This is a genomic window from Mesorhizobium sp. M0715 (assembly GCF_040320355.1).
Lineage (GTDB): Bacteria > Pseudomonadota > Alphaproteobacteria > Rhizobiales > Rhizobiaceae > Mesorhizobium.
Genome location: NZ_JAMYPL010000011.1, coordinates 70176 through 90728 on the forward strand (window position 1 = coordinate 70176; position 20553 = coordinate 90728).

Annotated in this window: 18 protein-coding genes; 16 read left to right on the forward strand and 2 right to left on the reverse strand. The window is 63.4% G+C overall.

The window, feature by feature from the left end; translation table 11 throughout:
* Positions 1-13 precede the first annotated feature (13 nt).
* The 10 genes from NKI21_RS15635 (at position 14) to purU (ending at position 9282) form a co-directional block, all read left to right on the forward strand.
* Positions 14-1099, forward strand: a complete 1086-nt coding sequence (locus NKI21_RS15635; RefSeq protein WP_352441186.1) for a Gfo/Idh/MocA family protein — start codon at positions 14-16, stop codon at positions 1097-1099.
* Positions 1100-1154: 55 nt separating this feature from the next.
* Complete coding sequence (locus tag NKI21_RS15640) at positions 1155-2069, forward strand: sugar phosphate isomerase/epimerase family protein (RefSeq protein ID WP_352441185.1); 915 nt, start codon at positions 1155-1157, stop codon at positions 2067-2069.
* 57 nt (positions 2070-2126) lie between these two features.
* A complete protein-coding gene (locus NKI21_RS15645; protein WP_352441184.1) occupies positions 2127-3071 on the forward strand; it encodes a sugar ABC transporter substrate-binding protein in 945 nt (314 codons plus the stop codon).
* A gap of 82 nt (positions 3072-3153) precedes the next feature.
* Positions 3154-4134, forward strand: coding sequence for an ABC transporter permease (locus NKI21_RS15650; RefSeq protein WP_031213848.1), 981 nt, complete (start codon positions 3154-3156; stop codon positions 4132-4134).
* Positions 4131-4913: an ATP-binding cassette domain-containing protein gene (locus NKI21_RS15655; protein WP_196815367.1), complete on the forward strand. Its 783-nt coding sequence runs from the start codon at positions 4131-4133 to the stop codon at positions 4911-4913. Before NKI21_RS15650 ends, NKI21_RS15655 begins: the two co-directional genes overlap by 4 nt.
* 16 nt (positions 4914-4929) lie before the next feature.
* Positions 4930-6111 carry an aldose 1-epimerase family protein gene (locus NKI21_RS15660; protein ID WP_023814028.1) on the forward strand — a complete coding sequence of 394 codons (1182 nt, stop codon included), beginning with the start codon at positions 4930-4932 and terminating at the stop codon, positions 6109-6111.
* A gap of 49 nt (positions 6112-6160) precedes the next feature.
* Complete coding sequence (locus tag NKI21_RS15665; RefSeq protein WP_164892896.1) at positions 6161-7243, forward strand: fatty acid desaturase family protein; 1083 nt, start codon at positions 6161-6163, stop codon at positions 7241-7243.
* Positions 7244-7254: 11 nt separating this feature from the next.
* Positions 7255-7569: a MocE family 2Fe-2S type ferredoxin gene (locus NKI21_RS15670; RefSeq protein ID WP_013530832.1), complete on the forward strand. Its 315-nt coding sequence runs from the start codon at positions 7255-7257 to the stop codon at positions 7567-7569.
* 34 nt (positions 7570-7603) lie between these two features.
* A complete protein-coding gene (locus NKI21_RS15675) occupies positions 7604-8404 on the forward strand; it encodes a 3-methyl-2-oxobutanoate hydroxymethyltransferase (RefSeq protein ID WP_031213845.1) in 801 nt (266 codons plus the stop codon).
* Positions 8401-9282, forward strand: a complete 882-nt coding sequence (purU, locus tag NKI21_RS15680; RefSeq protein ID WP_023814025.1) for a formyltetrahydrofolate deformylase — start codon at positions 8401-8403, stop codon at positions 9280-9282. Before NKI21_RS15675 ends, purU begins: the two co-directional genes overlap by 4 nt.
* 9 nt (positions 9283-9291) lie before the next feature.
* Here purU and NKI21_RS15685 read toward each other — a convergent pair whose 3' ends face one another.
* Together NKI21_RS15685 and NKI21_RS15690 are read right to left on the reverse strand one after the other, a co-directional pair.
* Positions 9292-10773 carry an HAL/PAL/TAL family ammonia-lyase gene (locus NKI21_RS15685; protein WP_352441183.1) on the reverse strand — a complete coding sequence of 494 codons (1482 nt, stop codon included), beginning with the start codon at positions 10771-10773 and terminating at the stop codon, positions 9292-9294.
* Positions 10770-11771 carry an ornithine cyclodeaminase family protein gene (locus NKI21_RS15690; protein WP_352441182.1) on the reverse strand — a complete coding sequence of 334 codons (1002 nt, stop codon included), beginning with the start codon at positions 11769-11771 and terminating at the stop codon, positions 10770-10772. Before NKI21_RS15690 ends, NKI21_RS15685 begins: the two co-directional genes overlap by 4 nt.
* Positions 11772-11892: 121 nt before the next feature.
* Between NKI21_RS15690 and NKI21_RS15695 the strand changes: the two genes are divergently transcribed.
* The 6 genes from NKI21_RS15695 to NKI21_RS15720 all read left to right on the forward strand — a co-directional run bounded on the left by NKI21_RS15695 (position 11893) and on the right by NKI21_RS15720 (position 20411).
* Positions 11893-13326 carry a DHA2 family efflux MFS transporter permease subunit gene (locus NKI21_RS15695; RefSeq protein WP_352441181.1) on the forward strand — a complete coding sequence of 478 codons (1434 nt, stop codon included), beginning with the start codon at positions 11893-11895 and terminating at the stop codon, positions 13324-13326.
* A 269-nt stretch (positions 13327-13595) separates the two neighbouring features.
* Positions 13596-14582: an ABC transporter permease gene (locus NKI21_RS15700; protein ID WP_352441180.1), complete on the forward strand. Its 987-nt coding sequence runs from the start codon at positions 13596-13598 to the stop codon at positions 14580-14582.
* Positions 14583-14642: 60 nt separating this feature from the next.
* Complete coding sequence (locus NKI21_RS15705) at positions 14643-15668, forward strand: sugar ABC transporter substrate-binding protein (RefSeq protein ID WP_352441179.1); 1026 nt, start codon at positions 14643-14645, stop codon at positions 15666-15668.
* A gap of 77 nt (positions 15669-15745) precedes the next feature.
* Positions 15746-17869 (forward strand): ABC transporter permease, encoded by a 2124-nt coding sequence (locus NKI21_RS15710; protein ID WP_352441178.1) that lies wholly within the window; start codon positions 15746-15748, stop codon positions 17867-17869.
* A complete protein-coding gene (locus tag NKI21_RS15715) occupies positions 17866-18915 on the forward strand; it encodes an SMP-30/gluconolactonase/LRE family protein (RefSeq protein ID WP_352441177.1) in 1050 nt (349 codons plus the stop codon). Before NKI21_RS15710 ends, NKI21_RS15715 begins: the two co-directional genes overlap by 4 nt.
* On the forward strand, positions 18915-20411 hold the full coding sequence (locus tag NKI21_RS15720) for a sugar ABC transporter ATP-binding protein (protein ID WP_352441176.1): 1497 nt from the start codon (positions 18915-18917) through the stop codon (positions 20409-20411). Before NKI21_RS15715 ends, NKI21_RS15720 begins: the two co-directional genes overlap by 1 nt.
* Positions 20412-20553: the final 142 nt, after the last annotated feature.

Consider the following 20553-nt stretch of genomic DNA (forward strand, 5'->3'; position numbering starts at 1 on the left):
TCGGGAGGAAGAGATGGCAAACAAGGGCTTCGAGCCGGACGTGAAGGTCCGCACGAAGGAATACAGGATCGGCTGCGTCGGCGCCGGCATGATCATGGCCGAGTGCCATCTCGCCGCCTACAAGGAAGCTGGATTCCCGGTGGTGGCGATCGCCTCGCGCACCAGGGCCAGCGCCGAGAAGGTGGCGACGCGCTGGAGCATCCCCACGGTCCACGACACGCCTGAAAAACTGATCGAGGACGAGAATGTCGAGATCATCGATCTTGCTTTCCCGCCCGACCTGCAGCCGGCGCTGATCCGTCACGCGCTGAAGCAGAAGCACATCAAGGCAATCCTGGCGCAGAAGCCGTTGGCCTTGTCGGTCGATGAAGCGGTCAAGCTGCGTGACGAGGCGGCCAAGGCCGGCAAGATCCTCTCGGTCAATCAGAACATGCGCTACGACCAGTCGATGCGCGTCTTGAAGCAGATCATCGACAGCGGCGCGCTGGGCGACATCGTCTTCGCCCAGATCGACATGCACGCCATCCCCCACTGGCAAAGCTTCCTCGAGGATTACGACCGGCTGACGCTGGCCAATATGAGCGTGCATCATCTCGATGTGCTGCGCTTCCTGTTCGGTGACCCCTCAGAGATCACCACGCTGACGCGGAAGGATCCGCGCACGACATTCGACCATTCCGACGGCATCACCGTGTCGACGCTGCGCTTCCCGTCCGGCGTGCTCGCCGTGTCGCTGGAGGATGTCTGGTCCGGTCCGCGCCAGGATGGCTACAAGGACGACCAGCACATCAACTGGCGCGTCGACGGCACCAAGGGCGTCGCGAAGGGCACCATCGGCTGGCCGACGGGCGCGGCCTCGACGCTGACCTATGCCTCGACCGAGACGACCGGCGGCGAATGGGTCAGCCCGAGTTGGGACACGATGTGGTTCCCGCATGCCTTTATCGGCGTGATGGAGCAGCTCCAGCATGCGGTGAAGACCGGCACGCCGCCGGCGCTGTCGGTGGCCGACAACGTCAAGACCATGGCGCTGGTCGAGGCGGGCTATCGCTCGATCGACGAGGGCCGCACTGTCAAGCTTTCCGAAATCGCTATCTGATCACCGCAACTGAAACACCAGACAACTGAATCGCTTACAGGGAGGAATTCACACCATGATGCAGGCAGGTATTTTCACGGGCTATTTCCCGTACGGCCTCGAAGAGACGGCGAAGAATATCCGCGGGCTCGATTTCAACACGGTGCAGCTCGACCTGCATTTCAAGGACGTCGACCTGTCGGCGGGGCAGATCACCAAGGACAAGGCCAAGAAGGTGCGCGACGTCTTCCGCGATCATCACCTGCCGGTGTGCTGCATTTCCGGCTACACAAACATCATCCATCCCGACAAGGCCGAGCGCGACAAGCGTGTCGGCTATCTCAAGGAGATCATCCGCAACGCCCGCCATTTCGGCAGCCCGTATGTGATCTCGGAAACCGGCACCTACAACACCGAATCCGACTGGGTGCATCACCCCAAGAACAAGACCGAGGAAGGGTTCGAGGAGTGCCGCAAGGTGGTCGCCGAGCTCGCCCAGACGGCCTATGACCACGGCGCGGTCTTCCTGCTCGAAACCTACGTCAACAACGTCGTCGGCTCGGTCGAGGAGACGGTGAAGATGTTCGCGCAGGTCGACCATCCCGGCCTTGGTCTGCTGATGGACCCGACCAATTATTTCGAGACGCATAACATCGACAGGATGGACCAGATCCTGAACCAGGTGTTCGACACGCTGACCGACAAGATCAGAATAGCTCACGCCAAGGACGTCAAGCGTTCGGGCGGCGACAAGTCCGAGAAGCACGCCGATATCGGCGACGAGGACGCGCTGGAGAGCCACACCTTCCGTGGCGTCGGCGAGATCGAGCTACCGGCACCGGGCCTCGGTTCGCTGAACTATGATCTCTACCTCCAGCGGCTGGCGGAAAAGCATCCGAACATTCCTGTGATTATCGAGCATCTCTCGGAAGACGACGTGCCGCGCGCCAAGAAATTCCTCGATGGGAAGTTCCGCGCCAACGGTCTGTGACGGTCACTGCGCGCTGTCGGTTCGCGGCGGCGCGGCCCAAAAGCAAGGGAGGAAAGAATGTTGAAGTTCGCATTGAAACTGGCGGCTGCCGCAACGCTGCTCGCCAGCGTCGCGCTAGGCTCGCCGGCAATGGCGCAGGATGGCCAGAAGACGTTTTACCTGCTGTCGCATGGCGGTCCCTCGGATGCGTTCTGGCTCGACTGGAATGCCGGCGCGACCAAAGCCTGCGACCAGCTCAAGGTGACCTGCAAGATCTCCTTCAGCGGCGGCGACATGGCGGCGCAGAAGGAGGCCTTCAATTCCGCGCTTGCGGCCAAGCCCGACGGCATCGCCACCACCTCGGCCCAGCCGGGCTTGTGGACCGAGGAAGTGAAGGCTGCCAAGGCGGCCGGGATCCCGATCGTGTTCTTCAACACAGACGATCCGGCGACCGGACGGCAGGCCTATGTCGGCGCCGATCTCAAGGAGGCGGGCGTCATCTGGGCCAAGTATCTCGTCGACCGCAAGATGGTGAAGCAGGGCGACAAGGTGTTCCTGCCGGTGGAAGTGCCCGGCGCCAGCTATCAGCAGCTGGAGACCGAAGGCATCGCCAGCGTCTTCGATCCGTTGGGGATCAAATATGATGTGGTCGATTGCGGCACCGACCCGGCCGGCATCATTGCCAAGATGACCGACTATATGGTGGCCAACAATCCGCCGGCGATCATCGCGCTCGGCGATTCCGTGGCGGCCAGCGTCAAACGGGTGTTCGACGGCGCAGGTGTGCCGGCCGGCAAGATCCCGGTCGTCGGCTGGGGCAATTCGAAGGAAACCGCCGAGGCCGTCAAATCCGGCTTCGTCAACGCGGCCGCCTGGCAGTTTCCGTCTGCGCAGGGCTTCATGCCGGTGGCGCTGCTCGGGCTCGCCGCGTCGGGCGAACCGATCGGCTACGACATCCATACTTTCAGCCTCTACGACGCCTCGAGCGTCGAACCGATCCTGAAACTCTACGACACGAAGTGAAAACCGGTGCCCGCGGCGCAGGCCGCGGGCACCATTTCAAAGCATGGTTCAAGCAGTCATGATGATCGCCGCAGAAGACGAAATGCCTGTCGGGAAACGCAGATCGAGCCTTATACGCTCGCCGCAATTCTCCTCGCTCGTCATCCTCATTGTCCTGCTCGCGATTTTCGCCATCGCCGATGCCAATTTCCTGTCGCCGCTCAACATCTCCAACATGATGGCGTTCCTCCCCGAGCTCGGCATCATCGCGCTCGGCATGACGCTGCTTCTGACGGCGGGCGAATTCGACCTGTCGGTTGGTGCCGTGTTCGGGCTGGCGCCGGTCGTCGTCATGCTTCTGGTGCAGAACGGAGGCGTCGATATCGGCTTCGCGCTTCTGGCCGGGCTTCTGCTGTGCGTCGCCATCGGCGCGATCAACGGGTTGATCGTCACCAAGATCGGCATTTCGTCCTTCCTGGTCACGCTGTCCATGCTGCTCGTGGTGCGCGGGGCGGCGCTCTACATCACGCAGGGCTTTCCGCTGAAATCCTGGGACCAGCCAGGCTTTTTCGTCACGCTGCTGGCCGGCAGCTTCAATGTCGGTTCGTTCAGGTTCTACACCTCGCTGTGGTGGTTCATCGGTCTCTCGCTGCTGGCGATCTACGTGCTGCGCTATGCCAAGCTCGGCAACTGGATCAGCGCCATCGGCTCCAACCGGAACGCGGCGGTGGCGCGCGGCGTGCCGGCGGACGCAGTCAAGGTGTGGCTGTTCATCCTGACTTCGGTCCTGGCGGGACTGGCCGGCATGATCAGCGCTTTCCGCATCTCGGCCGCCTCACCGGTGGCCGGCACCGGCTACGAGCTCGAAGTGATCGCCATGGTGGTGGTCGGCGGCACGGCGCTGACCGGCGGACGCGGCACGATCCTCGGCACCATCGTCGGCGCGCTGATGCTGCGCGCGATCCGCAACGGCATCGTGCTGATCGGCGTGCCGGGCCTCGCCTACAACATCTTCGTCGGCCTCATCATCCTCGCCATGCTCATCCTGCACGCTTTGCTGCAGAAGAACGCTGCGAGGGGCTGATCATGGAAGTTCTCCGGCTGCAGAATCTGCAAAAATCCTTCGGCAGCGTTCGGGCGCTGAAGAATGCGTCCTTTGCCCTCAAGGAGGGCGAGGTGGTGGCCTTGCTCGGAGACAATGGCGCCGGCAAATCGACGCTGATCAAGGCGATCTCGGGCGTGTTTCCAGCCGATCGGGGCGACATCTATGTGCGCGGCGAAAAGGTTTCGATCCGCTCGACGCGCGATGCGATGGACCTCGGCATAGAGACCATCCACCAGGACACGTCGCTGGCGCCGGATCTCAGCATTGCGCGCAATCTTTTCCTTGGGCGCGAACCGGTCAAGCTGAAATGGCTGGGCGTGTTCGCGCCGCTCGATTTCGCCAAATTGCGCGACGCGGCGTCGGCGCTGTTGAAGCGCGTCGGCATCTCGAAGAAACTCGACGCCGATGCGCTGGTCTTAACGCTGTCGGGCGGCGAGCGCCAGTCGATTGCGATTTCTCGCGCCATGCAGTTCGCCGCCAAGGTCATTATCCTCGACGAACCGACCAACAATCTCGGTGTCGAGGAAACCCATGGCGTGCTGCGCTTCGTCAAGGAGGTGCGTGACGCCGGCCATTCGGTGCTCTTGATCACCCACAACATCCATCACGTGTTCCAGGTCGCCGACCGTATCATCGTCATGCGCCGCGGCGAGATCGTCGCCGAGCAGACGGTTGCCGATACCGATCTCCTGACCGTGGAAAGCATCATCACCGGCGCCGACATGTCGGCCCTGCTGAAAGAGACGAGAGCGAAGTGAAGAAGTTGGCCGTCACATGGTAGAACTTTACGGCAAGACGCTTTCGCGCCGGCAGGTGTCGGAACGTTCGGGCATGCTGTCGCAATTTGCCGGCGTGCGGCTGATGACGCTTGGCGACGGGGTGGAACGCGGCATTCGCATGCTGGAGTTCCGTACTGGCACGGGGCTGCGCTTCACCGCGCTGGTCGACCGGGCGCTCGACATCGCCGACTGCGACTTCAAGGGCCAGGCGATCGGCTGGCATTCGCCGAGCGGCTTTCGTCATCCCGGCCTGCACGATTACGAGGGGGAGGGCGGGCTCGCCTGGGCACGCTCGTTTTCTGGGCTGCTTGTCACCTGCGGCCTCGACCACATATTGGGCCGCGAAGAGGTGCCTGCCGATAGCTACAACTACCCGGGCAAGAAGACCGTGATCCATTCGCTGCATGGCCGCGTGGGCACCATTCCAGCGCGGCTGACCGGTTATGGCGAGGCCTGGGATGGCGACCGCTGCGTGCTTTGGGCCGAAGGCATCGTTCAGCAATCGGCGGTGTTCGGCGAGGATTTGCATCTGATCCGGCGTATCGAGGCCGATGTCGGCGGCAACGAGATCCGGCTGTCGGACCGCGTCGTCAACCATGGCTTCAATCGCACGCCGCATATGTATTTTTACCACGTCAATGTCAGCCACCCCTTGCTCGACGAGGGTTCGCGCTATCTGGCGCCGATCCGCGACGTCGTCTGGGCTGGCCATGCAGGCGAACGCTACAAGGCGCAGAAGGTCGGTTACCGCACCGTGCCGGCGCCGCGACTGGGCTTCAGCGAGCAGGTCTGGCAGCACGAGATGGCGGCGGACGCCAATGGCGAGGTGCCGGTGGCGGTGGTCAATGACGGCATAGGGCTTGGCCTGGAAGTGATCACGCGCAAGGACCAGCTGCCTTGCGCCTATCAATGGCAGAATTTCCAGGCGGGGCAGTATGCGTTGGGCATCGAGCCCTCGACGCACCATGTGCTCGGCAATCTCGCCGCACGTGAGCGCGGCGAAATGATCTGGCTGGAGCATGGCGAAAGCCGTTCCTACGACGCGATGTTCCGAGTGCTCGACGGTGCCGGCGAGATCGCCGCGACGGAAGAGAGGATCGCTTCGATCGCCAGGCAACCGCAACAGGATTATCCTGCGCCGTCGGGCAATTTTCCGGGATTGGCGGACAGGGCATGATGCGAAACGAATGCTCCGGCTGGCGGGCCGGAAATCGGAGGTCGATGTGATGGCGAAAAAGCGCGACTACAGCCTGGTCGGGGAAAGCACGCGCACCGCGATCGAGACCGGGCTGGCCTCGGCCGAGTGGTATCACACCGATGTGCCGCGCAAGGCGATGAAAGAGCTGATGCAACGCTCGGACGGGCCGGCGATCCGCGACACGATCATCTGGATCGTTGCCATATTGGGCTCTGCCGCCGGGATCGCCTGGTTCTGGGGCACGTGGTGGGTGGTGCCGTTCCTGCTCGTCTATGGCGTGCTCTACGGCTCGTCCAGCGACTCGCGCTGGCACGAGTGCGGCCACGGCACCGCTTTCCGCACGCGCTGGATGAACGATGCCGTCTACCAGATCGCCAGCTTCATGCTGATGCGCAACCCGGTGACCTGGCGCTGGAGCCATGCGCGCCATCACACCGACACGATCATCGTCGGCCGCGACGCCGAGATCGCGGTGATGCGTCCGCCGGACCTGCTGCGCGCCGCACTCGCCTTCACCGGCATTCTCGATTTCCGCTATTCGCTGCCGACGCTGGTGCGCAATGCGTTCGGCAGCATCTCGCCCGACGAGAAAAGCTTTATCCCCGAGATGGAGCTTCACAAGGTGGTCACCGCCGCGCGCTGGCATGTCGCCATCTATGTCGCGGCGATCGTGCTGGCGCTCTATCTGTGGTCGTTCCTGCCGCTGGTGCTGATCGGCCTGCCGCGCCTCTATGGCAGCTGGCACATGGTGCTGACCGGCCTGCTGCAGCATATCGGCCTGGCCGATAATGTCACCGACCACCGGCTGAACACGCGCACCGTCTACATGAACCCGATCAGCCGCTTCATCTACTGGAACATGAACTACCATGTCGAACATCACATGTTCCCGATGGTGCCGTATCACGCGCTGCCGAGGCTGCATGAATTGATCAAGCATGATCTGCCCGCGCCGAACCCTTCGATGTGGCATGCCTACCGCGAGGTCTGGCCGGTGCTGCTGAAGCAGCTTCAGTACGAGGACTATTTCCTCAAGCGTGAATTGCCGCCGACGGCCAGGCCGTACCGGGACGAGTTCCATGCGCTGACCGTTCCGGCGGCGGCGGAATAGGGGAGAAGCAGATGGCCGACTGGGTTGAAGCGTGTGGCGTCGACGATGTCGAGGAAGAGGATGTCATCCGCTTCGATCATGGCGGCCGTACCTTCGCCATCTATCGCAGTCCCGATGACGAGTACTTCGCAACCGACGGATACTGCACGCATGAGAAGGCGCATCTGGCCGATGGGCTGGTGATGGACGACATCATCGAATGCCCCAAGCACAATGGCCGCTTCAACTACAAGACGGGTGTGGCCCGAGGCGCACCGGTATGCGTCAATCTCGCCACCTATCCGGTGAAGGTCGAGGCTGGCAAAGTGATGATCCAGATCGGCTGACCTGCCGCCGAATGCAACTGAGGGAACCCATTTGATGAGCCGAAAAAGACCAACGGTGGCGGATTTGCGCGCCATGAAGGGCAAGCGACAGCTGACCATGCTGCGCGTGCTGACGATGGACGAGGCCGAGGCCGCCGAGCGCGCGGGGGTCGACATCGTCTCGGTGCCGCCCGAACTGGTGCTCAACCCGCAATACCGGGACGCCGCACCCAGCCTGTTCACCATGCCGGGCGACAATTTCTACGAGATCGGCACGGCGGACGATTTCGTGCGCTGGGCTTTCCTGCTCTACAAGGCCGGCGCCGACGCGGTCTATTGCAGCGCCGGCTACGCCACGATCAAGCGGATGGCCGATGACAATATCCCGGTGATCGGCCATGTCGGGCTGATCCCGTCACGGGCCACCTGGACCGGCGGCTTCAAGGCGGTCGGCAAGACCGCCGACACCGCCATGGAGGTCTTCGCGGCGGTGAAGCAGCTGGAAACTGTCGGCGCCATCGGCGCCGAGATCGAGGTCGTACCGGTCGAGGTGGCCAAGGCGATCTCTGAACGGACATCGTTGATCATGCTGTCGATGGGAGCGGGCACCGGTTGCGATGCGCAATATCTGTTCGCTGACGACATCCTCGGCCAGAACCGTGGCCACATGCCCCGTCACTCCAAGGTCTACCGCAACTTCGCCGCCGAGTATGATCGTTTGCAGGCCGAGCGTATCGCCGCGTTCTCGGAATATGTTGCCGATGTCAACAGTCTTGCCTATCCCGAAGACAAGCATGTGGTGCATATGGATCCGGCTGAGCTCAGCCTGTTCATGAAAAGGGTCGACAGGGCGTGAAATCTCAAGGCAATGATGCGACGGACGACGCCGCGCCGGTTCATATTCTTACGCTTTCTTGCGAGGACCAGCCGGGGATCGTCGCCGCGGTCACGGCGGAGCTTGCCGCGAACGGCGCCAACATCGCCGAAAGCAGCCAGTTCTGGGACCGGCAGACCAATCGCTTTTTCATGCGGATCGCCTTCATCAGCCCGCCAGGCTCGACCAGGGACAGTCTGGAACGAGCCCTGAAATCAAGCGTCGATCGCTTCGGCATGAAGACCGCGCTGGTCGATCAGGGACGCCGCCCGAAGATCATCGTCATGGTCTCCAGGTTCGACCACGCGCTTCTGCATCTGCTGTACCAGATCAGGGTCGGCTGGCTGAACGCGGAGGTTGCCGCCGTCGTCTCCAACCACGAGGATGCCCGCCGCTTCGCCGAGCTGGAGGGCATTCCCTACCACCATTGGCCGACCACCAGGGAGAACAAGGCCGAGCAGGAACAGAAGCTGCTGGACCTGGTGCAGCAAACAGGGGCCGAACTGGTCATCCTGGCGCGCTACATGCAGGTGTTCTCGAAAAGCCTGTCGGACCGGCTGTTCGGACGGGCGATCAACATCCACCATTCCTTCCTGCCGAGCTTCAAGGGCGCCAAGCCTTATCACCAGGCCTTCGACCGCGGCGTCAAGCTGATCGGTGCGACGGCGCATTACGTCACGTCCGACCTCGACGAGGGCCCGATCATCGATCAGGAGACCGAACGCGTCACCCATGCGATGAGCGCCGAGGATTTCGTCGCCGTCGGGCGCGACATCGAAAGCCGGGTGCTGGCGCGCGCGGTCAAGCTGCATCTCGAAGCCCGCGTCATGCTCAACGGCCACAAGACCGTCGTCTTCTGAGAAGCCGCGTCAGGCCGGCCAATTTCCACCGGCGAGCGCGGCGTAGAGCGCCTCGGCGTCGATGCCGAGCGGCCGGTCCTCCTTCAGAGCAGGGACCAGCGCGCGGATCGCCGTGTGAATTGCGGCGGTGCGTGGCGCTGGCGTGAAACCGTCGCGCAGGTCGACCGCTTGTGCGGCCGCCATCAGCTCGAAAGCGATCAGGCGGCGCCATAGCGCGATCATCCCGGCGCATTTCGCAACCGCCAGAGGTGTCTGCGTGGCGTGATCCTCGACGCCCTCCGAAACCGGAAGAAAGTCGAGCATCACCGGATTGGCCTTGTGGCGGATGGCGGCCAGGATCGAGGTCACTGTCTTCTGTAGCGGCACGAAGCCGGCCGAGGCGCCGCCGACCGGCGACAGATATTTCGGCAGGCCATTGCGGCCCGAACCGGTGAGCTGGATGAAGCGCGCGGCACTGGCCGCGGCACATTGGGCGATCGCCAGGCCGAGCGTCTCAAAGGCGAGCGCCAGTGCGGCGGTGTGGAAATTGCCGGTCGACAGCACCAGCTCATCATCGCCCAGCACCAGCGGGTTGTCGGCGGCGGCGTTGAGTTCGATCTCGACAGCCTGTCTCGCCTGACCGATCGCCTCGATCAGCGCGCCATGGATCGACGGCATGCAGCGGATCGACAGCGGGTCCTGCAAGGTGGTCGGCACCAGCGCCTCGTCGCGGACGAGCAGATCGTGCAGCACCTTGGCTGCTTCCTGCTGGCCGGCCGCCGGGCGCGCCATATGCAGGCGCGGATCGAGGATGGTGCGGTTGGCACCAAAACCTTCCATGGTCAGCGCCCCGGCCTGCTGTTGCTGGGCAAGGGCGGACAGCGCATCCGTCACCGCAAGCGCGCCGCTGCCGGCGGATACCGCCGAAGCGTTGATCAGCGACAGCCCGTCCTTGGGCGCCAGGCTGATAGGGGCGAGGCGCGCCATCATCAACGCCTTGGCTGCCGGCATGCGACGGCCCTGATAGTCGGCTTCGCCTTCGCCGGTGAGCATGCGGGCGAGTGCCGTCATCAGCACCAGGTCGCCGGCGCCGATCGAGCCGAGCGACGGCATGACGGGATGGACGCCGGCATTGAGCGCGTCGACCAAAGCGACGAAGACGGAGGGCGAAAGGCCGGAGCCGCCAACCGACAGCATCGCGGCGCGGGCAAGCATAGTAGCGCGCACGGCTTCAACCGGCAGCACCTCGCCGACGGCGCCGCTGCGTCCTTCAAGCAACTGGCGCTGGAAGGCGCCGGCGTCGCCCTCGACAGCAGTGCCGAGATTGGCGCCGAGCCCGGTGTTCAGGCCATAGATCTGCTGGCCGGATGCGGCGGCCTGGTCGAGCACTTTTCGTGCCTTCTGCAGCCTGCCGATGACATCGGGTCCGATCTCCACCTTGCGCCCATCGCGGGCGACCGCAGCGACATCGCCAACGCTGACGCCGGTTCCGGTGAGGACGACCGCGGTCATGCGAAGCGCAGCCTCTGGCCGATGCCTTGCACTTGGGCCTTGGCCAGCATCGCCTTGCCCAATGCAATGTCGGACAGCGACAGGCCGCGATGCCAGAACAGGATCGTTTCGTCGTCGCTTTCTCGCCCGGCTTTCAGACCGGCGGCGATCTGGCCGAGCTCGGCATGCAGCGTCTTCTCGCTCAGCCGCCCGGTCTCGACATGGGCGCGCAGCGAGCCGAACTTGCCGCCCTTGCACTGGCCCCAATCGTCGACGATCATTTTCTGCATGATGTCGGTCAGCGACAGTTCGACCGCGCTCATCGTGCCATAGGGTACGACCAGCGCGCCGGGCTTGATCCATTCGGTCTTCAGCAATGGCTGCGGCTCCGGCAGCCGCGAGGCTTCGACGACGATGTCGGCGCCCTCGATGCAGCTCTTCCAGTCGGCCACCGCCATAACCGTCTTGCCGAGATCGGCGGAGAGTTTGGCGGCAAAACCGTCGCGGCTTTCCGGCCGACGCGAATGGACGCGGATTTCGTCGAAGTCGAAGAGATGGTCGAGCAGGCGCACGTTCCAGTAGGCGGTGCCGCGCGCGCCGATATGGGCCAGCACCTTCGAATTCCTGCGCGCCAGATGTTTGGCGCCGATGGCGGTGACGGCGCCGGTGCGCATGTCGGTGATGACGGTGGCGTCGAGGATGGCGCGGGGCGCGCCGGTGCGCGGGTCGAACAGGTTGAGGATGCCGAATTCGGAAGGCAGCCCGTGCAGGTAATTGTCGACATAGTCGCCGACGATTTTCACGCCCGCCGTGTCGAGCGGCGCGACGTAGCCACGCAAGACATTGAAATGACCGTGGAAGGACGGGTCCGGTTCGAGATGGACGCGCGGCTCGATCACCGTCTGGCCGTTGCCTTGCGCCACCAGGCCAGCCTCGACGGCGGCAATGATTTCACCATCGGTCATGGCAAGGGCATCGATGTCGAGGGCATTGAGGTAGTCGATATAGATGGGCTTCATTTTACGCAGACACTTTCCTCGGCCACCCCGTCCATCCCATAGCAGGCCATAGCGGGACACGAAAGTTTGTTGCGCCGTCTCTGGACGCGGCCGGTGAGATGCTGTTCAAACCGGTTCCGTCATGACCGCCATTCCCGATACCGAAATCTTACCCGTAACGGCCACCAATGCGCGGCGCGTGGCGCTGATCGTCGCCATCGCCTTCTTCATGCAGTTGCTGGATTCGACGATCATCTCGACATCGCTGCCGCAGATGGGTGCCTCCTTGGGCGTGTCGGCGGTGGCAATGAGCATCGGCATCACCGTCTACATGCTGACCATGGCGGTGTTCGTGCCGCTGTCGGGCTGGCTCGCCGACCGGTTCGGGGCGCGCAACATCTTCCTGCTGGCGATCGTCCTGTTCACCCTGGCCTCGCTCGCCTGCGGCCTCTCGCAAACCCTGACCCAGTTCGTCGCCGCCCGTGTCGTGCAAGGGCTCGGCAGCGCGCTGATGACGCCGGTCGGGCGGATTCTCGTCCTGCGCAACGCGTCGAAGTCGGAGCTGCTGAACGCCACGGCGCTGATCACCTGGCCGGCACTGTTTGCGCCGGTGGTCGGGCCGGTACTCGGCGGCTTCATCACCACCTATCTGTCCTGGCACTGGAATTTCTTCATCAACATCCCGCTCGGCGTGATCGGGCTGGCGCTGGTCGCGCGCTTCATTCCGGGCGACCGTGTGGCTGACCCCAAGCCGCTCGACTGGCCGGGTTTTTTCCTGACATCGGCCGGACTTGCCCTGCTGCTCTATGGCCTTGAACGCATTGCTCATCCGGAGGACGGCGTGCTGCCGACAGCGCTGCTGATCGTTGCCGGCATCGTCATAGGCTGGCTGGCGGTACGGCATCTCCGGCGGGCGCCGCATCCGCTGCTCGATCTCTCCTCGTTCAATGTGCTGACCTTTGCCATCTCGACATTGGCCGCCGGTACCATTTTCAGGGTGGCGATCAATGCCACGCCGTTCCTGCTGCCACTGCTGTTCCAGGTCGGCTTTGGCCTCTCGCCCGTCGATGCCGGCTTGATGATCCTGGCCTATTTCCTCGGCAATCTCGGCATGAAGACGGTGACGACGCCAACGCTGCGGCGTTTCGGTTTCCGCTCGGTGATGGTCGTCAACGGCATCATCGCCTCGGCCTCGATCATGGCTTGCGGGGCGATCTCGCCGCAGACGCCACAGGCGCTGGTGGTGGCGCTGATGCTGATTGCCGGCCTGACGCGCTCGATGCAGTTCACCGCGCTCAACACACTGGCCTTCGCCGACATCGATGCGGCGCAACGAAGCTCGGCGGCGACCCTGTCCTCGATGCTGCAGCAGGTGGCGATGCTGTTCGGCGTCGCGGTGGCGGCGGCGATCCTCAATTTGTCGCAGATCGTCAGGGATCGCCCCGCTCTCGACCTTGTGGATTTTCGAATCGCCTTCCTGGCGATCGGCGCCATCGGGCTGGTGGCGGCGTTGCGTTTTCTCGTGCTGCCGCCAAGTGCGGGCGCGGAGGTTTCCGGCCACTCGCCGGGAAATTGAGATCGATTTTTCCGCCTGATGCGGAGATAAATTCCGTCTCGTCCTTTCGCCGTAGTGCAGCGCTTTCGCGAGCGGCCGCAATGGCGCAACCAATTGCCAAAGTGCAGGCTTTTCCATGCATTGCGCCAGCTTCGGCAATCGACGCGTCCACTCGGTAAATATCGCTGCCGGCCTGGGTTCCGAGCGCGGATTCATTTGACGAACCGGCGTTGGGCCGATTAGCGTTCTTTCCCAGGGATGGCAGCGCTGCCATCGGGGCAAACGCAGACATGAACACGATCGGCTGGCCGAATTACAGGAGCCTGAATCAGGAAGGCATTGTCTTTGCCATAGCGGTGGTGCTGTTCGTTGCAGCGGCCATAGGCCTGCCGGGCTTCATCGACCCCAACAACCTTGTCGCCATTGTCCGCTCGGTGTCGGTGCTCGGCATTCTGGCCCTTGGCATGGCTGTCGTCATCATCGGCCGCGGCATCGACCTCTCCGCCGTCGCGATCATGGCGATGTCTGTCGCCTGGTATCTGCAACTTCTGAATTCGGGGACGCCGGACGGGCTGGCCTTCGCCTATGTGCTGGCCGGTGTGCTGGCCATCGGCCTGCTCAATGGCTTTCTCGTCGCCTATGCCGACGTGCCGGCGATCTTCGTGACGCTGGCGACAGGCTCCTTCGTCTTCGGCTATGTGCGCTCGCAACTGATCACGCAGGATGCCGTGCCGGTGCCGCAGGGCCATTGGGTCGAGTTGCTCGGCGGCTTGCGCTTCCTCGATATTCCGGTCGAGGTGTTCGTCTTCGCGGGGCTGGCCTTCCTGTTCTTCCTGTTCCTGCGCTACACCAAATGGGGCCGCTACATCTATTTCGCCGGCGACAATCCGGTCGCCGCCCGCAACATCGGCATTCCGGTGCGGCCGATGCTGGTGCTGCGCTATGTGCTTTCCGCCCTGGTCGCACTGGTCGCCGGCCTGCTGACGGCGGCGAGCCTGCATTCGATCAACACCCGGGTCGTCAACTCAACGCTGCTCTACGATATCGTGCTGGTGGCGGTGATCGGCGGCATCGGCCTGTCCGGCGGGCGCGGCGGGGTGCGCAACGTGCTGGTCGGTGCGGCACTGATCGGCATCCTGCTCAACGCCATGACCATCATCGACATTCCGCTGCTCTACCAGAACCTGATCAAGGCAGCGATCCTGCTCGGCGCCATCATCGTCGACGGCATCATCAATCCACGTGACGAGCAGACCGCCCAGCAAGGCGATATCTAAACCTACCGCGGACGGTTGGGGCCGGCCGTGAACAGCAACAGCAAAAACAGAGGATCTGACATGAAACTGATCAAGACACTTATGGCCGCCGCCACGGCGCTTGCCGTTACCACTTTCGTGGCGCCAACCTTTGCCGCCGATGATCCCGGCCCGGCCGCCTATGCGCAGGCGCTCAAGGGCAAGCGCGTCATGCTGGTGCCGCTGGCGATGGGCTTCGACCTGGCGCAGGGTTGGTCGCATTACCTGAAGACAGAAGTCGAGGCCTGGGGCGGCGTATTCGAGACGCGTGACCCGAACTGGGTCGTCGATGCCGGCGCGCAGGCGATCACCGACGCCATCTCGTCGGACACCAGGCCGGACGTGCTGATCATCCATGCGCCGGACCTCAACTCCTATTCCAAGCTGATGAAGAAGGCGCAGGCCGCGGGCACCTACGTGATACTGGTCGACAATCCGGCGAACTTCCCGGCTGATGCCTTTGTCGGCAGCGACTGGGACCGGCTCGGCCAACTCGAGGCCGAAGCGGCGATCAAGGGCTGCGGCCCGAACTCGTCAAAGAAGATCGGCCTTGTGCAGGGTGACCAGGCCAACTCCTCCAGCCTCTATCAGTATGCCGGCATCATGAAGGTGCTGGACAAGAATCCCGACTTCAAGGTGGTGGCAAAGCCCGATTCAAACTGGGATGCGACGACCTCGCGCAACGTGACGACGACGATGCTGCAGCAGAACCCGGACATCTGCTCGATCATCGATTTCTGGGATGGTGACGCCACCGGCGCTTCCGCCGCGATCCGCGACGCCAAGCTCGACGGCAAGGTGTTCCTAGTCACCACGGGCGGCGGCGAAAAGGCGGCCGATTGCGACAAGCTGCAGGACGGCACCTATGGCGCCGTGGTGATGACCGATCTTGCCCGCCAGTCGGGCGACATGAACGCCATCATCAAGTTCCTGCTGCAGAGCGGCCAGCCGGCCGGCACGTCGCACACCTACATCTACACGCTGGAGAAGGCGACGACCAAGGCCGACCTGAAGCCCGACAGCTGCTGGGACCTGAAGGCGCTGCAGGCGCAAGCGGCTGCGAAATAAGCCGATCCTTGCCAACACCGATCAACGAGGTGGCCGGATTGCCCGGCCACCTCTTTCTCATGGAATAGCAGCAGCCGATGTCCTTTCGCGAACGCCTCCAGTCCTGGCGGTACAATCTCGTGCCCGACCATGTCGTCGGCGAGATACTGACCAAACGCTGGACCGACAACGCCATTCCGTTCCTGGCGCTGGTGGCGACGCTGGCAACCTTCGGCTCGATCATTCCGGGCTTCTTCAAGCTGACAGCGCTGCAGGAATCGACCCGCCAGCTCGGCGAGTTCTCGATGGTCGTCACCGGCATGACGGTGGTGATGCTGGGTGGCGGCATCGACCTGTCGGTCGGCTCGATCTTCGCGCTGTCCTGCTTTTCCGCCGTCTATGTCTTCTTCATCCTCGAACAGTCGATCTGGCTGGCGCTGGCTGCGTCGCTGGCCACCGGTCTCATCTTTGGCGCCATCAACGGCTATCTCGTCGGTTATCTCAGGTTGCGCGCCTTTCTGACCACGCTGGTCACCTTCATCTTCGGGCGGGCGCTGTTTGATATCCTGGTCACCACCTATGCCGCCGACGTGCAGCTTTCGACCGCGACATCGGATGTGCTCGATTTCATCGGCGACAGCACGTTCTGGGGGCTGTCCGTCTCGGTGTGGCTGGCGATCATCCTGGCCATCGTCACCCATATCGCGCTGACCCGTTCACGGCCGGGCTGGCATGTGCTGGCGGTCGGCGGTTCCAGGCGCTCGGCGCACAATGCCGGCATCCGCGTGCGCCGCACGGTGTTCATGACCTACGTTTTTTCAGGCTTCTGCGCCTCGATCGGCGGTTTTTTGATCGCCTGCCGGTTGAGCGGGGCAGGGCCGGGCACCGGCCTCAACCTCGAGATCATGGCGCTGACGGCGGCGGTGGTCGGCGGCGTCAGCCTCGGCGGCGGGCGCGGCTCGGTGATCAAGGGGCTGATGGGCGCCATCATCGTCTTGACCATGACCAATGGGCTGATCCGGCTGGGCTACGGCACCGGCACCAATCAGATGGTGCTGGGAATCATGCTGGCGGTGGCGGTGACCATCGACATTCGCTGGCTGAAGAACCGGCACAAGGTGCTGAACGAGGTCTATGTCGCCCCGGTCTATCTCAAGATGGGCGAGACACAGTCGGCCGCACCCGGCTCGGGCACGCCATACGAACTCGACAACCGGCTGTCGGCCGCAGAACATATCGGGCTTGGCGAGCTGGAGGGGCCAGAAGACGTCATCCTCGACCGCGACGACAATCTCTATTGCGGCACGCGTCATGGCGAGATCGTCCGCTTCTTCGCGCCGGATTATGTCAAATCGGAAGTGTTTGCCCATATCGGCGGCTTTCCGCTCGGACTTGCCTTCGACAAGGCAGGCAATCTGATCAGTTGCGTCGGCGCCATGGGGCTCTATTCGGTCTCGCCGGATCGGGAGGTCAAACGCCTGTCGGCCGAAACGTCGCGCTCGTGGACCTCGATCGTCGACGATGCGAGGCTGCGTGACCCCAACGACTGCGACATCGCACCCGACGGCCGCATCTATTTCACCGACTCGACCAAGCGCTATGATGCGCATGATTGGGCGCTGGACTCGATCGAGAACCGTGCCACCGGCCGGCTGCTGGTCTACGATCCGAAGGACGGCTCGACGAAGACATTGCTCGACGGCTACCGCTACACCAATGGTGTGTGCATGGCGCATGACGGCAAGTCGCTGTTCTTCGCCGAAAGCTGGGCCTGCCGCGTACATCGCTACTGGCTGGAAGGGCCGAAGGCCGGCACCGCCGAATGCGTCATCCGCGACATGCCGGGCTATCCCGACAACATCAACCGCGCCTCCGACGGCAATTACTGGATGGCGTGGCTCGGCATGCGCACGCCGAGTTTCGACCTGTCCCTGCGCCACCCCGACATGCGCAAGCGTATGACGCGCCGCCTGCCGCAGGACGAATGGCTGTTCCCCAACATCAACACCGGCGGCGTGGTGAAGTTCAACGAGAAGGGCGGCATCGTCGAGGCGATGGGCGACCTCACCGGCGGCGCGCATCCGATGGTCACCTCGATGCGCGAGCACAAGGGATATCTCTTCGTCGGCGGCATCCTCAACAACCGCATCGGCCGCTACAAGATTTCGGGCGCCGACCCGAACTGGACCAGCCCCGCTTCCTACTGGGGAGCGAAGCCATGATCCTCGATTCGGTGCTCGACTTGTTTCGCGGCAAGGCGGTCACCATCCCGCCGCTCGACGGCGCTTTTCGCCCCAACACGCGGCTGGATGACGCGCCGGCTTTTGCCGAGCTGACCGAGCCGGACAATCTGCTGGTCTCCGGTGACAAGCTGCTGGCCTCCAGCGGCAACGCCATCTATTCGGCTGCTGCCGGCGCAACACCAACCGTGGTCGAGACCTTTCCGTCTGCCGTCACCGCGCTGGCGCTGTCGCCATCCGGCGAACTGACGGTCGGGCTGGAGAGCGGCAAGCTGCTGATATCAGGCAAGGAGGTTTCGCTGCCGGTTGATGTCGGTTGCATCACTGCACTTGCCTATGCCGGTGACGGCACGCTGTGGCTGGCCAACGGCTCGGCCGAGCATGCTCCATCGCAATGGGCCGCCGATCTGATGAACAAGGGGGCTTCCGGTTCGCTCTGGAAGCGAGACGCAGCAGGCGGTGATTTCCGCAAGGTCGCCGGTGACATTGCCTTTCCCTATGGGCTGCATCCTGCAGGCAGGGATGTGCTGGTCAGCGAAAGCTGGCGTCACCAGCTCATCCGTTTCGACGGCGCGACTGGTAACCGCTCGACGGTGCTGACGCATCTGCCGGGCTATCCGGCACGGCTGTCGTCCTCCGCCGGTGGCGGCGCCTGGCTGACGCTGTTTGCGCCGCGCAACCGACTGATCGAATTTGTTCTGCAGGAGACGCACTACCGGCAGGACATGCTCGACCAGGTGCCGCCGGCCTACTGGATCGCGCCGGCGCTGGCGTCCAGCCGCAGTTTCCTCGAGCCGCTGCAATGCGGCGGCATCCGCACCATGGGCATCCACAAGCCATGGTCGCCGAGCCGCTCCTACGGGCTGGTGGTCAGGCTCGACCAGAAGATGCAGCCGCAATTCAGCCTGCACAGCCGCGCCAACGGCACGCGCCACGGCATCTGCAGTGTTGCGGAAAAAGACGGCCTTCTGTTCGTCGCCTCCAAAGGGGGCGACTGCATCCTTTCCGTCGCCACGGGAGGTTTCTGATGGAACCGATCGTCCGTCTGGAGAATGTCACCAAGAACTACCGCGGCGTGCCCGCGGTGAAGAATGTCAGCTTCGACCTGCGCAAGGGTGAGATCCATGCGCTGCTCGGCGAAAATGGCGCGGGAAAATCGACGCTGACCAAGATCATCGCTGGGGTGGTCGACGCCACTTCAGGCAAGATGTTCCACAAGGGACAAGAGATCGCCTACGCCTCGCCGCACGCAGCGCTTGAAGCCGGCATCGCGATGGTGTTCCAGGAGACGAGCCTGGTGCCGTCGATGACGGTGGCGCAGAACCTTTATCTCGGCACCGAAAAGTTCCTCAACCGGCTGCGCGGCACCTACATTTCGGCGCAGCAATTCCTGCAATCGCTGAACTTTCCCGTCGACCCGAACGCGATGGTGGCGACGCTGGGTGCTGCCAAGCGGCAGATGGTGGAGATCGCGCGCGCGGTGCACCACAATGCCGAGATCATCATCTTCGACGAGCCGACGGCGACGCTGACGCCGGAAGAAAAGCGGCACTTCTTCGCGTTGATCCGCCGGCTGAAGGCGAGCGGCGTGTCGATCGTCTTCATCAGCCATGCATTGGAAGAAGCGCTTGATATTGCCGACCGCATCACCATTCTGCGCGACGGCGAGCTTGTCATCACCGACGACACGTCAGCCTTCGACCGCGACCGGATCGTCGCCGCTATGGTCGGGCGCACTTTGTCGGGGCAGATCTACCGCCAGCGTGACGAGGCAAAGCTGCGCAAGGCGGGCCGGAAGGTGCTGTCGGTGCAGGACATCTCGATGAGCAATGTCGTGCGCAACACATCCTTTTCGATCTTCGAGGGCCAGATCACTGGCGTGTTCGGGCTGATCGGCTCCGGCCGCACCGAGACATTCAAGATCGTTTCCGGCATTTACAAGCGCGATTTCCTGCGCGGCGGCGCCATCGAGCTGGACGACAAGCCCGTGCGCTATCTCGTACCAAGCGAAGCGGTGGCGGACGGCATCGTCTACGTCACCGAGGACCGCAAGAGCGAAGGCATCTTCGAGACGATGGGCATTGCCGAAAACCTGTTCGGCGGACTGCTGGCGGCGGGCCGGGAAAAGGCCTGGGTGATCAATGCGCAGGAAATGCGCGCGCTCTCAGCCGAATGGACGAAGATGCTGAACATCAAGGCGATCAACGACAATGCGCGGGTGGTCGAACTGTCCGGCGGCAACCAGCAGAAGGTGGTGATCGGCAAGGGTCTGGTGCAGCAGCCGCGCATCGTCATCTTCGACGAGCCGACACGCGGCGTCGATGTCGGCGCGATCGCCGAGATCCACCAGATCATCAACCGGCTGGCGGACGAGGGCCTGGCCGTCGTCGTCATATCGTCCTACCTGCCGGAGATCATGAACCTGTCCGACCGCATCCTGGTCTGCCGTCAGGGCCGTATCGTCGAGGAGTTTTCGCCGGCCGAGGCCACGGAGGAGAAGATCATGTACGCTGCGGTGCATTAGGGTTCTGGCCGGTGCGTACGTCGATAATTGGCGCGCACGTCCATCCCTTCGTCATCCACGGGCGAAGCAAGGAGCGTAGCGACGCGGCGCAGACCCCTGGAGCTGCTCCGCAGCCCAAGGGATCCATGCCGGGACTCCATGG

Bases quoted from the DNA above. Each gene is read 5' to 3' on its own strand.
- NKI21_RS15635 (WP_352441186.1), top strand. From the start codon at position 14: ATGGCAAACAAGGGCTTCGAGCCGGACGTGAAGGTCCGCACGAAGGAA.
- NKI21_RS15640 (WP_352441185.1), top strand. From the start codon at position 1,155: ATGATGCAGGCAGGTATTTTCACGGGCTATTTCCCGTACGGCCTCGAA.
- NKI21_RS15645 (WP_352441184.1), top strand. From the start codon at position 2,127: ATGTTGAAGTTCGCATTGAAACTGGCGGCTGCCGCAACGCTGCTCGCC.
- NKI21_RS15650 (WP_031213848.1), top strand. From the start codon at position 3,154: ATGCCTGTCGGGAAACGCAGATCGAGCCTTATACGCTCGCCGCAATTC.
- NKI21_RS15660 (WP_023814028.1), top strand. From the start codon at position 4,930: ATGGTAGAACTTTACGGCAAGACGCTTTCGCGCCGGCAGGTGTCGGAA.
- NKI21_RS15665 (WP_164892896.1), top strand. From the start codon at position 6,161: ATGGCGAAAAAGCGCGACTACAGCCTGGTCGGGGAAAGCACGCGCACC.
- NKI21_RS15670 (WP_013530832.1), top strand. From the start codon at position 7,255: ATGGCCGACTGGGTTGAAGCGTGTGGCGTCGACGATGTCGAGGAAGAG.
- NKI21_RS15675 (WP_031213845.1), top strand. From the start codon at position 7,604: ATGAGCCGAAAAAGACCAACGGTGGCGGATTTGCGCGCCATGAAGGGC.
- NKI21_RS15685 (WP_352441183.1), bottom strand. From the start codon at position 10,773: ATGACCGCGGTCGTCCTCACCGGAACCGGCGTCAGCGTTGGCGATGTC.
- NKI21_RS15690 (WP_352441182.1), bottom strand. From the start codon at position 11,771: ATGAAGCCCATCTATATCGACTACCTCAATGCCCTCGACATCGATGCC.
- NKI21_RS15695 (WP_352441181.1), top strand. From the start codon at position 11,893: ATGACCGCCATTCCCGATACCGAAATCTTACCCGTAACGGCCACCAAT.
- NKI21_RS15700 (WP_352441180.1), top strand. From the start codon at position 13,596: ATGAACACGATCGGCTGGCCGAATTACAGGAGCCTGAATCAGGAAGGC.
- NKI21_RS15705 (WP_352441179.1), top strand. From the start codon at position 14,643: ATGAAACTGATCAAGACACTTATGGCCGCCGCCACGGCGCTTGCCGTT.
- NKI21_RS15710 (WP_352441178.1), top strand. From the start codon at position 15,746: ATGTCCTTTCGCGAACGCCTCCAGTCCTGGCGGTACAATCTCGTGCCC.
- NKI21_RS15715 (WP_352441177.1), top strand. From the start codon at position 17,866: ATGATCCTCGATTCGGTGCTCGACTTGTTTCGCGGCAAGGCGGTCACC.
- NKI21_RS15720 (WP_352441176.1), top strand. From the start codon at position 18,915: ATGGAACCGATCGTCCGTCTGGAGAATGTCACCAAGAACTACCGCGGC.